Genomic DNA, 12,327 nt, shown 5'->3' with positions numbered 1-12,327 from the left:
CCGCGAGGCGCTGCAGGACTGGCTGCATCACTACAACTGTCACCGCCCACACAGCGCACTCGGCGGTCAGCCACCCATCACCCGCTTGGCGCTCCGCCGAAACAACCTATTGAAGCTTCACAGCTAGTGCACGCCCGCCTGCAGGCCTTCGACGGCGCGGACTGATGCGCCCTCAGCGTCCGGCGCGTGCGCCGGCGGCGGCCTCGGCACCGGCCGCAAGCGCGGCGAGCCGCGCGGGGGCGAGCACCTCCAGCCGCCGCCCGCGCACCGCCACGATCCCGTCCTCCTGCAGACGCGTCAGGCTGCGGCTGACGGTCTCCAGCGCCAGGCCGAGGAAGCCGGCGATGTCCTCGCGGCTCATCGGCAGGCGCAGCTCGCGCGTCTCCAGTCCCAGGCGGCGATGGCGCTCGCCGAGGTCGTGCAGGAAGGCGGCGACGCGCTCGTGCGCCTGCCGGCGCAGCAGCATGCCCACGTGCCGGTGGTCGCGCTCCACGCCCTGGCCGATCACCCGCAGCAACTGCTGCTGCAGTCGCGGAAGCCGCGCGGCGGCCGTCAGCAGCTCGTCGAAGCGCAGCTCGCACACCTCGGCATCCTCCAGCGCGACCGCGCTGCCGCGGTGCGCGTCGGCGCCCAGCGCGTCCAGGCCGATCAGCTCGCCCGGCAGGTGGAAGGCGAGGATCGCCTCGTCGCCGTTCTCGGCGAGCGCGACCGTCTTGAACGCGCCGCGGTGCGCGACGTAGACGTGCGCGAGCGGATCGCCCTCGTGGTACAGGCGCGCGCCCGCCGGCAACGCGCGGCGGCGGCGCACGATGGCATCGACGTGCTCGCGCTCCAGCGGGTCGATGCCGGCGGGCAGGCACAACTGGCGGGCGGTGAGCTGCCCGCACCGGCGGCGCACGCCGTCCAGATCGATCACGTTCGAGCGGTCCATCGGGGCAGGGTGCGGCGCCCGCTGTCGGCGCAACGTCGTCGCGCTTGATCTGGATCAGCGCGCCGCCGGCCGCCGTCGGGGAGGATGCGCGCACGCCAAGACGGCGTGCAGAAGAACCGGAACGATCCATGCGCTTCCTCATCCGCACCGGCCCGGCCGCGCCCGACGTCGCCGCCCTCGAACGCGCCCTGCAGGCGCACGATCCGGCCGCGCTGGTCGATCTCCAGCCCGGCGGGGATGCCGTGCGCCTCTCGACCTGGCTGAGCGAAGGGGAGATTGCGCTGGCGATGAAGGAGGCCGGCTACCCCGCGCTGTCCTCGCGCCTGGAGCGTCTGCCCTCGGAGTGCTGCGGCGGCTGCGGCGGCTGATTCAGCCGAACAGGCTCACGCCCGGCACCAGCCACAGCGACAGCGCCGCGAGCGCGCCGCCGATGGCGCTCGCGGCGAGCACGTCGCTCGGGTAATGCAGGCCCAGCACCACGCGCGAGGCCGCGACGCTGGCGGTGAACGGCACCAGCAGCGCGGCCAGCGGCGGATAGTGCGCGATCGCCACCAGACTGAAGGCCACCGCGTGCAGGGTGTGGCCGCTGGGGAAGCTGAACTCGTCCAGCGGCGCCACCCAGGCGCGGATCCGCGCGTCCTGCACGAACGGGCGCGGCCGCCGCGTGCGGCGCTTGAGGGCGCGATAGAGCAGCAGCGCCACTGCGCCGGTCGCCGCCATGTGCGCCGACGCGGCGAGGCCGTCGCGTCCGTCCAGCAGCACCAGCGCGCCCATCAGCGCGTACCAGAACACGCCGTCGCCCAGCCGGCTGACCCGCGCGAAATACCCGCGCCAGCGGCTCGCGCCGCCCCAGCGGTTGGCGCGCAGGCACCAGCCCGATTCGCCGGCGATCATGCGCTCATGCAACGGCGGGCGCGGCATGGGTCCTCCCGTCCGCAAGCCGCTGCAGCAGCCGGTCGAACGCGGCGGCGACGTGGGCCGGATCGAGCGCCGCCGCCGCCGCGCGCGCGGCCCAGCCCATCGCCTCGCGGCGCGCATCGTCGCAACCGAGCGCCACCGTCGCCTCGACGAACGCCGCCTCGTCGCCGTCGCGCACGACATGCCCGTGCTTGCCGTCGGCCAGGTGCTCGCGCGCCGCGCCGGTGTCGAACGCCACCGTCGCCACGCCGCTCGCCATCGCCTCCAGCGTCACGTTGCCGAACGTCTCGCTGCGGCTGGGGAACACGAACAGGTCGCCGCTGGCGAAGTGGCGCGCCAGCGCTTCGCCGCGCTGCACGCCGCAGAACACGAAGTCCGGATGCGCGCGCTGCAGCCGCGCGCGCGCCGGGCCGTCGCCGACCCAGACCATGCGCGCCTGCGGCCGGTGCCGCTGCAGGGCGCGGAACGCGCGCACCGCCAGCTCCAGGTTCTTCTCCGGCGCGATGCGGCCGACGTGCAGCACGACCGGGCCCTGCGGCCGCGCGCCCCAGCCGGCGCGGAGCGTCTCGTCGCGCCGGCGCGGGTCGAACAGTGCGGTGTCGACCGCGCGCGGCAGCCTGAGCACGCGGCGCACCCCGGCGCGTTGCAGCTCCGACGCCAGCTCGGCGGTCGGCACCAGAGTGGCGTCCGCGCCGTCGTGGAAACGCCGCATCCAGCGCCAGGCCACCGGCGCCAGCCACGGCAGGCCGTAATCGCGCATGTAGCGGTCGAAGCGGGTATGGAAGCCGGTGGCGACGGGGATATCGAGCGCCTTCGCCGCGCGCAGCGCCGACGCGCCCAGCGGCCCCTCGGTGGCGACATAGACCGCATCCGGCCGGCACGCGCGCCAGGCGCGGCGCAGGCGTGCCGCGGCCGGCAGGCCGAAGCGCAGGCCCGGATAGCGCGGCAGCGGCGCGCCGGGCAGGCGCAGTTCGTCCGCATCGTGCGGCCGCGCGGCCTCGGCCGGCTGGCGCGGACGCACCACGCACACCGCATGGCCGCGCACGCGCAGGCCGCAGGCCAGGCCGTGCACGGTCAGCGCCACGCCGTTCACCTCGGGCGGGTAGGTCTCGGTGACGAGGACGTAACGCATGCGGGCTCTCCGTTCGCGGAAAGCCTGAGCGGGCGATGTGCCGCCCCGGTTGCAGCGGGTTGACCGCGCCGTTACACGCCCTGCAGGCGCAGTTCGATGCCGAGCCCGGCCATGTCCTTCGGCTCGCCTTCCAGATCGGCGCGCAGCAGCGGGCGCGAATCCAGCCAGCGCCGCGAAAGCGTCAGCGTCAGCGTGCCGTCGGCCGCTTCGGCGCGCAGCAGCGGAATCGGATCCGGCTCGTGCGCGCGGTGCAGCAGCACCGCCAGACGCAGCAGCGCCGCGCCGCGCTTGGCGGCGGCGAGCAGGCGGTCGGGCAGCGCGTCGAACGCGGTTTTCGGAATGCCGCGCCGGTGCGTGCGCACCAGCGCCGCCAGGAACTGCTGCTGCTGGCGCGAGAAGCCGGCGATGTCGGAATGCTCGATCACGTAGGCGCCGTGCACGTGGTACTGGCTGTGCGCGATCGCAAGCCCCAGCTCGTGCAGGCGCGCGGCGCGGCGCAACATCAGCCGGTCGTCCTCGTCGAGCTGCCAGGCCTCTTGGACCTGGTCGAACAACTGCATCAGCGTGTCCTCGACGCGCCGCGCCTGCGCGTGATCGATGCCGTAGCGCAGCATCAGCGCCGCCACCGCCGCATCGCGCGGATCGTCGGCGCCGCCGCGGCCGAGCATGTCGTACAGCAGGCCCTCGCGCAGCGCCGCCTTGCTGACCATCAGCCGCTTCAGGCCGAGCGCCTCGAACGCCGCCTCCAGCACCAGCAGTCCGCCGGCGATGATCGGGCGCCGCTCGCTGGACAGCCCGGGCAGGTCGATGTCCTCGATGCGCTCGGCTTCCAGCAGCCGGTCCCGCACCTGCGGCAGCGCCTCGGCGGTGATCGCGCCCTTGGTGAGCTTCATGGCGGCGCAGATCTCGCCGATCGCCTTGTTGGTGCCCGAGGAGCCCAGCGCCTCGTGCCATCCGAGCGTGCGGTAGGCGTTGGCGAACTGCTGGAACTCCGCCGTCACCTCGGTCAGCGCCTCTTTCCAGCGCTTGCGCGAGAGCTTGCCGTTGCCGAAGAAGCGGCGGGTGGTGGCCACGCAGCCGACCTGGAGGCTCTCGCGTTCGATCGCCTCGAAGCCGGAGCCGATGATGCACTCGGTGGAACCGCCGCCGATGTCGATCACCAGCCGCAGTTGTCCCGGCTTGGCGGGTTGCGCGTGGGCGACGCCGAGATAGATCAGGCGCGCCTCCTCGCGTCCGGACACGATCTCGATCGCGTGCCCGAGCGCGTCCTCGGCGGCGACCAGGAACGACTGCGGGTCGGCCAGATTGCGCACCGTATTGGTCGCCACCGCGCGCACCTGCGGCGCCGGGATGTCGCGGATGCGCTGCCCGAACCGCGCCAGGCACTCCAGCGCGCGCTGACGCGCGGCCAGCGAGAGACCGCCGCCGGCGTCCAGGCCCTCGGCCAGGCGGACGGTTTCGCGCAGGCGGTCGACGATGCGCAACTGGCCCAGCACATAGCGCGCCACCACCATGTGGAAGCTGTTCGAGCCGAGGTCGACCGCGGCCAGCAGATCTCCGTCCTGCAGGGGCAGGCGCGTGCTCGGATAGGCGTCTTTCATCGGGCGGGAATGATCCGCTATCCGCAGATGCGATCCAACAGCGCCTGCTGCGCCGAGTGCGGCGCCTCCGGCGCGGCGACCTTGCGGTACTCGCCGTCCGCCTGCAGTTCCCAGGCGTTGACGGTGTCGTCGAGATAGTTCGCCAGCGCTTCGTCGAACACCCGCTGCGCCAGATCCGGCGCCAGGATCGGGAAGCACACCTCGACGCGCCGGAGCAGGTTGCGTTCCAGCCAGTCGGCGCTGGAGCAGAACAGCTCCGGCTCGCCGTCGTTGGCGAACCAGTACACGCGGTGGTGCTCGAGGAAACGACCGACGATCGAGCGCACGCGGATGTTGTCGGAGACGCCCGGCACGCCCGGGCGGAGGGTGCACGCGCTGCGCACGATCAGGTCGATGCGCACGCCCGCCTGCGAGGCGGCGTACAGAGCGCGGATCACCTGCGGTTCGTTGAGCGCGTTCATCTTCGCCACGATGCGCGCCGGCCGTCCCGCGCGGGCGTGACGCGCCTCGCGCTCGATGCGCTTGACGATCCCGGCGTGGAGCGTGAACGGCGACTGCAGCAGGCGCTTGAGCTTGATCGCCGGCGCCAGCCCGGACAGTTGCTGGAAGATCTGGTGGACGTCGTTGCCGATGTCCGGATCGCAGGTCAGCAGGCCGAGGTCGGTGTAGGTGCGTGTGGTGCCGCTGTGGTAGTTGCCGGTGCCGAGATGCACGTAGCGGCGCAGCACGCCGTTCTCGCGCCGCACGATCAGCAGCATCTTGGCGTGCGTCTTGTAGCCGACCACGCCGTACACCACCTGCACGCCGGCCTCCTGCAGGCGGTCGGCCAGGCCCAGGTTGGCCTCCTCGTCGAAGCGCGCGCGCAGCTCCACCACCACGGTGACGTCCTTGCCGTTGCGCGCGGCCTGTACCAGATGCTCGACGATGGGCGAGTCCTTGCCGGTGCGGTACAGCGTCTGCTTGATCGCCAGCACGTTGGGGTCTTCGGCCGCCTGACGGATCAGCTCCAGCACCGGATTGAAGGCGTCGAACGGGTGGTGCAGCAGCACGTCGCCGCCGGCGATGCGCTCGAACATCGAATCGCTGCCGGGCAACTGCCGCGGCGTGAACGGCGGGAACTTCAGGTCCGGGCGCTGCACCATGTCGTAGACCTGGATCACCCGGTTGAGGTTGACCGGGCCGTCGATCCGGTACACCGCACTTTCCGGCAGATCGAAGTTGTGCAGCAGCATCTGCACGATCGAGGTCGGGCACTGCTCGGCGATCTCCAGCCGCACCGGCCGCAGATAGCCGCGACCGGCCAGCTCGTCGCGCAGCGCCAGCGCGATGTTGTCCACCTCGGCCTCGTCGACCAGCAGCTCCGAGTTGCGCGTCACCCGGAACTGGTAGGCGCCCTGCACCTGCATGCCCGGGAACAGCTCGTCGACGAAGGTCGACAGCACCGAGGACAGGAACACGAAATCGTGCGGACCGCCGGACACCGCTTCCGGCAACTGGATGATGCGCGGCAGCGAGCGCGGCGCGCGCACGATCGCGAGATTGCCCTCGCGGCCGAACGCGTCGCGGCCCTTCAGCACGACGACGATGTTGAGCGACTTGTTGAGGATCTTCGGGAACGGATGCGCCGGATCGAGTCCGAGCGGCGAAAGCACCGGCATGATCTCGTCGCGGAAGTAGCTGCGCAGCCAGCGCACCTGGCGGGCGTCCCAGGACTGCCGTCCCAGCACGCGCACGCCGGCTTCCGCCAGCGCCGGACGCAGCACCTGGTTCCACACGCGGTACTGCGCGGCCACCAGGTCCGCGGCGCGGTCGTGGATGCGCGCCAGCACCTGCGCCGGCGTCAGTCCGTCGGGGCCGGCGCCGAAGCCGAGGTCCTGCGCGTGCCGCAGCGTGCCGGCGCGGATCTCGAAGAACTCGTCGAGGTTGGTGCAGGAGATGCACAGGTAGCGCAGGCGCTCCAGCAGCGGCATCTGCGCGTCCTCCGCCTGCGCCAGCACGCGGAAATTGAAGTCGAGCTGCGACAGCTCGCGGTTGAAGTACAGCCGCGGATCGCGCAGCAGATCGCCTTCGGGCAGCGGTTCGGGAACGGCGGACGCATCGACGATGGTCATCAGCTCACCTCGAGCAGGCGCGGGCGCACGCGTTCGGCGCCGAAGTGACACGAGAATGTACTGCCTTGGCCCACTTCGCTGGCGATCTCCAGCCGGGCCTGGTGCAGATGCAGCACGTGCTTGACGATCGACAGCCCCAGGCCGGTGCCGCCGCTCTCGCGCGAGCGGCTGTTGGACACGCGGTAGAAACGTTCGGTGATGCGCGGCAGATGGGCGGCCGGGATGCCATACCCGGTATCAGCGACCTCCAGCACGACGCCTTGAGCGCCGCCGCGCTCGGGCCGGAAGCGCACCGCGACGCGGCCGCCGGCGGGCGTGTAGCGGATCGCGTTGCCGACCAGGTTGGAGAACGCGCTGTGCAGCTCCTTCGCCGAGCCGTACAGGTCGACGCCCGCGCTGTCCTCGACCACGATCTCGTGCCGCCCCTGGCTCAGCGCCTCCGCCTCGCGCCGCAGGGTGGCCAGCAGCGGCGCCATCGCCACCGGTTCCTCGTAGGCCAGGCCCTCCTGCGACTCCAGCCGCGACAGGGTGAGCAGATCCTCGACGAGCTGCGCCATGCGCTGCGACTGCTTCTGCATCTCGGTCAGCATCGGCGCCCACTCGGGATGCTCGTCGGGATCGAGCATCTCCAGATACCCGTGCACCACGGTCAGCGGCGTGCGCAGCTCGTGCGAGACGTTGGCGACGAAATCGCGCCGCATCTGCTCGAGCTGCAGCAGGCGGCTGACGTCGCGGGCCACCAGCAGCCAGAGGTTCTCCGAGTAGGGGATCAGCCGGAAGCTGAGCGTGGCTCCGGGCGTCCACGGCGAAGCCACTTCCAGCGGCTCGGCGTGACGGCCGGTGGCGAGCCAGTGCGCGAGCGGCAGCGGCGCCAGCCGGTCGGCGAGCGGCGCACCGAGGTCCTGCGGATAGCGCAGGCGCAGCAACTGCGTCGCGGCGTGGTTGAACCATTCGATCCGCTGCGAGTCGCGCTGCACGACCACCACCGCATCCGGCAGCGCCTCGGCGGCGGCACGATACGCACGCAGCATCTCGATCAGCCGGCGCTTGCGTGCGCGCATCTCGGACTGGCTGCGGTGCAGCAGGCGGTCCAGCTCGTTCCAGACCCCTTCGCCCGCCGGTGGCGGCAGCCGCTGGCGCGCCGTCAGCCGCACCAGCACGCGGCGCAGCCGCAGGTAATGCCAGGCGACCACGCCGAGCGCCGCCAGCGTCACCACCGGCCACGGCCGCCCCACCAGCAGCCCCGCGACCGCCGCGCCCAGCAGGATCAGGCCGAGCTGACCGAGGGTGCGGAACCAGGCGGAGCGGGCGCTGGGGGTCATGAGCGGGGGCGGGATCGGGATTCGGTATTGGGGATTCGGGGTTGGGGTTGCGGCGCGGCGCGGACCGCCGGCAAGGCCCGCGCGAGGAGTCGATCATCCCACCGTTGCCACCGAAACCCGAACCCCGGCGCTTCGAATCCCGAATCCAGTCAACTCGCGGAGAACCGGTATCCCGCGCCGCGCACCGTCTGCACCATGCCGTCGAGCGCGAACGGTTCCAGCGTCTTGCGCAGGCGGCGGATGTGCACGTCGACCGTGCGCTCCTCCACGTACACGCTGCCGCCCCAGACGTGATCGAGAAGCTGCGTGCGCGAATACACGCGCTCGGCGTGGGTCATGAAGAAGTGCAGCAGGCGGTATTCGGTCGGTCCGATCTGCACCGGATGCTCGCTGCCCTCCACCTTCGCGAACACCCGGTGCGCGGCGCCGTCGATGCGCAGCGGGCCGACCGCGACGCTGCCTTCCTCGTCGTCCTGGCGGGAACGGCGCAGCACCGCGCGGATGCGGGCCAGCAGCTCGCGCGCGGAGAACGGCTTGACCACATAGTCGTCGACGCCGGCCTCCAGCCCGCCGACGCGGTCGTTCTCCTCGCCGCGCGCGGTCAGCATGATGATCGGAATCTCGCGCGTCAGCGATTCCCGCCGCCAGCGGCGGGCGAGCTCCAGTCCGCTCGTACCGGGCAGCATCCAGTCCAGCAGGATCAGGTCGGGAACGCGGTCGGCGATCGCCGACTGCGCCTCGCGGGCGTCGCCTGCGACCACCGGCTCGAACTCGCCCTTGCGCAGCGCGAAGGCCACCATGTCCCGGATGGCCGGCTCGTCTTCGACGATGAGGATCCGCTTCTGCACGCGCTGGTCCCGACTGGCTCGACGGCCTCAGTACACTACGGTTTTGTGACCGTCGGGTGACACCCGGGCCGCAAGGGTGCGGCAAGGGCGGTAGGGCGGGTCTTGACCCGCCGCCGGATTGCAGCCGCCGGCGCGGCGGGTTGCAACCCGCCCTACGCGACTGCGCCGAATTCGGAGGGCGGTAGGGCGGGTCTTGACCCGCCGCCGGATTGCAGCCGCCGGCGCGGCGGGTTGAAACCCGCCCTACGCGACTGCGCCGAATTCGTAGGGCGGTAGGGCGGGTCTTGACCCGCCGCCGAATGCAGCCGCCGGCGCGGCGGGTTGAAACCCGCCCTACGCGACTGCGCCGAATTCGTAGGTTGGGCTGAGCCGAAGGCGAAGCCCAACGTCCCACGCCATCATCCGCGTCCCGGCGAAGGTCGGGGCCATTGGACGGGTACCAACGCGCCGCGCTCGGCGCGTCGTCCGCCACGTCAGTCGCGTCGCGCGTCCGGGTCCCGCACGCCCTGCCGCCGCAGGGCGGTAGGGCGGGTCTTGACCCGCCGCCGGATTGCAGCCGCCGGCGCGGCGGGTGGAAACCCGCCCTACGCGACTGCGCCGAATTCGTAGGTTGGGCTGAGCCGAAGGCGAAGCCCAACGTCCCACGCCATCATCCGGGACGTCGTCCCGGCGAAGGCCGGGGCCATTGGGAGGCGGTCGGGCGGTTACCAACGCGCCGCGCTCGGCGCGTCGTCCGCCACGTCAGTCGCGTCGCGCGTCCGGGTCCCGCACGCCCTGCCGCCGCAGTTCCAGCACCGTCGGCGTGATGGCGGCGATCCGGGCCTCGATCCGCGCCCGCGCGTAGTAGTCGAGATCCTCGCGGCGCTTCAGATTGTTGAGCTGCACCAGCGCCAGTTCCGGCCGCCCGCCGAGATACGCGGCCTCGGCGTACGCCTCGCCCGCGCGCACCGGATCGCCCGCCAGTTCCGAAGCGCGCGCGAACGTGCGCTGGAACACCACGTCCTTGCCGGCCGTGCCGAGCAGCGGCCGCAGCACCGCCTGCGCGCGCCGACCGGCTTCGGCGGTGCCGCGCTCGTTGAGCGCGGCCGCGTAGGTCAGCGCGATCGCGCGGTTGCCGGGCGCCTGCCGCAGCAGGGCCTCGAAACGCGCGTCCGCCTCGCCCGCGCGACCGGCCTTCGCCTCCGCCTCCGCCAGCGCCAGCGCGACCCAGCCGGACCCCGGCCGTTCCTCCAGCAGGCGCGCGAGTTCCTCCGCCGCGGTATCCGCGCGGTTGGCGCGCAGTCTCGCCAGCGCCCGGCCGTAGCGCTGCGCGGGCGTCAGCGGCTTGACCGCCGCCAACCGTTCGTACTCGGTGAGCGCCGCGCGCGGGGTGTCCGCGCTGAGCACCCGCAGCCGCTCGCGTAGTCGAACAGCCCGGTGCCGCCGGTCGCGAGCGCGCCATCCAGGCGCACGCCGCTCGGCAGCAGCGGATTGCCGGCGGTGGCCAGATCGAGGGGCGCGCGCGGCGTGTCGTCGTGCCGGCAGGTGTCCGGGCCGTCCGGATCGCGCACGCAGACCTCGCCGCTGCCGCGCGCCCGGCGCAGGCGCTCGGCACGCTCGCGCGCCTCGGCGATGCGCGTGGTGGTGATCGGGTGCGTCATCAGGTAATCGGGCACCTGATAGAACGGATCGCTGCCGCGATTGGCGCGCGAGGCGACCAGCATCTTCTCGAAGAACTCGGCCATGCCCTCGGTGTCGTAGCCGCTGCGGGCGAGCGTCTGGATGCCGAGGCGGTCCGCCTCCGATTCGTTGGAGCGCGTGTAGTTGATCTGCCGTTGCTGCATCAGGCCCATCGCCGAGGCGATCGCCGCCTGCGCGGCATCGTCGCTGGAGCTGCTGTTCGACGCCGAGGCGGCGGCGACCGCCGCCAGCATCCCGAGCAGGATCGGCACCGAGTCGCGCTGCGCGCGCTCGACCGCGCGCAGCACGTGGTCCTGCGTGACGTGCGCGATCTCGTGCGACAGCACGCCGGCGACCTGGTCCTCGCGGTCGGCGGCCAGCACCAGTCCCGCGTTCACGCCGACGTAGCCGCCCAGCGTGGCGAACGCGTTGATGTCGCGTTCGCGCAGCAGGAAGAAGGTGAACGGCTGCCGTGGGCGATCGCTGTTGGCGGCCAGCCGGTTGCCCAGCGTGTCCAGCCAGCTTTCCAGCAGCGGGTCCTCCAGCACGTAGCCGTGATGCCGCAGTTGCGCCAGCAGCATCTCGCCGTATTCGGCCTGCTGCGCGGGTGTGAGCACCTCGTTGGCGGACGAGCCGATGTCGGGCAGCGCGGTGTCCTGCGCGCCGGCGGGCGCGGCCAGGGCCAGCGCGACGGCCAGGACCGACGGAACGATGCGGCGCAAAGGAAACCTCGACGAATACCCCACGCGGAACCTCGCCAGAATGCGCCGAGGACGCGGCGACCGTGTGAATCGGCCGTTAATCGGAGCCGCTCGCGCCTCGTGCGGCCGCTGGAACGCCGCGATGCGCGCGCAGGCTGGAAAAGGCCTGCCGCCGTGCCCATCATCCCTGCGTCGCACGAAGGAGAGCCGCGTGAGCACGCCCGAGATCACGATCTACACCACCGCCGTCTGCCCGTACTGCGTGGCCGCCAAGAACTTCCTCAAGAGCAAGGGCCGGCAATGGCGCGAGATCCGCGTCGACACCGATCCGGCCGAGCGCGCGCGCATGATCGAGCGCACCCGCCGGACCAGCGTGCCGCAGATCTTCATCGGCGACGTCCACGTCGGCGGCTACGACGACATGATGGCGCTGCATCGCGCCGGCAAGCTCGAACCGCTGCTCGCGGGCGGGCAGGCCTGAGCCGCGCCCTGCGGCCGGAGACGCCACCGACCGCAGCCCTTCCCGCCGCGAATCCGCGCGGCGACCACTTCCGGGGAACACGAATCCATGAGCGAACATCACGACGGCGACCGCGTGCGCCAGTTCACCGCATTCCGCAAGCGCATGAACGAACGCATCCTCGCCGAGCCGAACCAGGTCGTGCGCCGCTTCTTCGCGCTCGACACCCAGACCTACCAGCCCGGCGCGCTGGACGTGAAGACCAAGGAGCTGCTGGGCCTGGTCGCCTCGCTGGTCCTGCGCTGCGACGACTGCATCAGCTACCACGTCGCCCAGTGCAAGGAAGCCGGCGTGAGCCGCGAGGAGATGTTCGAGGCGTTCTCGGTGGGGCTGGTGGTCGGCGGCAGCATCGTCATCCCGCATCTGCGCCGCGCGGTCGACTTCCTCGACCAGCTCGAAGCGGGGCAGGGCGAAGCGCCGCCCGCGCACGACCACGGCGCCTGACGCCACACCCACACCCCCTGCAGGAGCGGCGTCAGCCGCGACCCGCCGCCCCAAGCCGCCTCCGCCCAGCCGCCGCCTGACCGGCCCGCCAGGGCGCTTCTGGCATAATCGCAACCACCGTTTCTCCCCCGACGCCGCGC

Annotated in this window: 11 protein-coding genes and 1 pseudogene; 4 read left to right on the top strand and 8 right to left on the bottom strand. The window is 72.1% G+C overall.

Features of this window, described 5'->3' with window-relative positions; translation table 11 throughout:
* Window positions 1-127 (top strand): integrase core domain-containing protein (locus FQY64_RS04455; RefSeq protein ID WP_146472493.1); only part of this gene is annotated, 127 nt, incomplete at its 5' end.
* A 45-nt stretch (window positions 128-172) separates the two neighbouring features.
* On the opposite strand, the gene FQY64_RS04450 is transcribed toward FQY64_RS04455, so the two are convergent.
* Window positions 173-931 carry a helix-turn-helix domain-containing protein gene (locus FQY64_RS04450; protein WP_146472492.1) on the bottom strand — a complete coding sequence of 253 codons (759 nt, stop codon included), beginning with the start codon at window positions 929-931 and terminating at the stop codon, window positions 173-175.
* Between the two features lie 128 nt (window positions 932-1,059).
* Between FQY64_RS04450 and FQY64_RS04445 the strand changes: the two genes are divergently transcribed.
* Complete coding sequence (locus FQY64_RS04445; RefSeq protein WP_146472491.1) at window positions 1,060-1,299, top strand: hypothetical protein; 240 nt, start codon at window positions 1,060-1,062, stop codon at window positions 1,297-1,299.
* Window position 1,300: 1 nt separating this feature from the next.
* Here FQY64_RS04445 and FQY64_RS04440 read toward each other — a convergent pair whose 3' ends face one another.
* From FQY64_RS04440 to FQY64_RS04410, 7 genes and pseudogenes are all read right to left on the bottom strand, one after another.
* Window positions 1,301-1,825 (bottom strand): phosphatase PAP2 family protein, encoded by a 525-nt coding sequence (locus FQY64_RS04440; protein WP_146472490.1) that lies wholly within the window; start codon window positions 1,823-1,825, stop codon window positions 1,301-1,303.
* A gap of 4 nt (window positions 1,826-1,829) precedes the next feature.
* Window positions 1,830-2,981 carry a glycosyltransferase family 4 protein gene (locus tag FQY64_RS04435; protein WP_146472489.1) on the bottom strand — a complete coding sequence of 384 codons (1,152 nt, stop codon included), beginning with the start codon at window positions 2,979-2,981 and terminating at the stop codon, window positions 1,830-1,832.
* 71 nt (window positions 2,982-3,052) lie between these two features.
* Window positions 3,053-4,582: an exopolyphosphatase gene (ppx, locus tag FQY64_RS04430; RefSeq protein WP_146472488.1), complete on the bottom strand. Its 1,530-nt coding sequence runs from the start codon at window positions 4,580-4,582 to the stop codon at window positions 3,053-3,055.
* Window positions 4,583-4,599: 17 nt separating this feature from the next.
* Window positions 4,600-6,693, bottom strand: a complete 2,094-nt coding sequence (gene ppk1, locus FQY64_RS04425) for a polyphosphate kinase 1 (RefSeq protein ID WP_146472487.1) — start codon at window positions 6,691-6,693, stop codon at window positions 4,600-4,602.
* Window positions 6,693-8,015 (bottom strand): phosphate regulon sensor histidine kinase PhoR, encoded by a 1,323-nt coding sequence (phoR, locus tag FQY64_RS04420; protein ID WP_146472486.1) that lies wholly within the window; start codon window positions 8,013-8,015, stop codon window positions 6,693-6,695. The genes ppk1 and phoR overlap by 1 nt, the downstream gene beginning before the upstream one ends.
* A gap of 149 nt (window positions 8,016-8,164) precedes the next feature.
* Window positions 8,165-8,863: a phosphate regulon transcriptional regulator PhoB gene (gene phoB / locus FQY64_RS04415; protein WP_146472485.1), complete on the bottom strand. Its 699-nt coding sequence runs from the start codon at window positions 8,861-8,863 to the stop codon at window positions 8,165-8,167.
* 741 nt (window positions 8,864-9,604) lie between these two features.
* Window positions 9,605-11,244, bottom strand: a pseudogene (locus tag FQY64_RS04410) (M48 family metalloprotease).
* A gap of 190 nt (window positions 11,245-11,434) precedes the next feature.
* Here FQY64_RS04410 and grxC point away from each other — a divergent pair.
* Both grxC and FQY64_RS04400 read left to right on the top strand, forming a co-directional pair.
* A complete protein-coding gene (grxC, locus tag FQY64_RS04405; protein ID WP_229814919.1) occupies window positions 11,435-11,704 on the top strand; it encodes a glutaredoxin 3 in 270 nt (89 codons plus the stop codon).
* Window positions 11,705-11,791: 87 nt separating this feature from the next.
* Complete coding sequence (locus FQY64_RS04400; RefSeq protein ID WP_146472483.1) at window positions 11,792-12,187, top strand: carboxymuconolactone decarboxylase family protein; 396 nt, start codon at window positions 11,792-11,794, stop codon at window positions 12,185-12,187.
* The last annotated feature ends 140 nt before the right edge of the window (window positions 12,188-12,327 follow it).

The organism is Vulcaniibacterium thermophilum, from assembly GCF_007923255.1.
Taxonomy (GTDB): Bacteria; Pseudomonadota; Gammaproteobacteria; order Xanthomonadales; family Xanthomonadaceae; genus Lysobacter_F; species Lysobacter_F thermophilum.
Note: the sequence above shows the minus strand (reverse complement) of the source record. Positions and strands in the feature narration are given on the sequence as shown.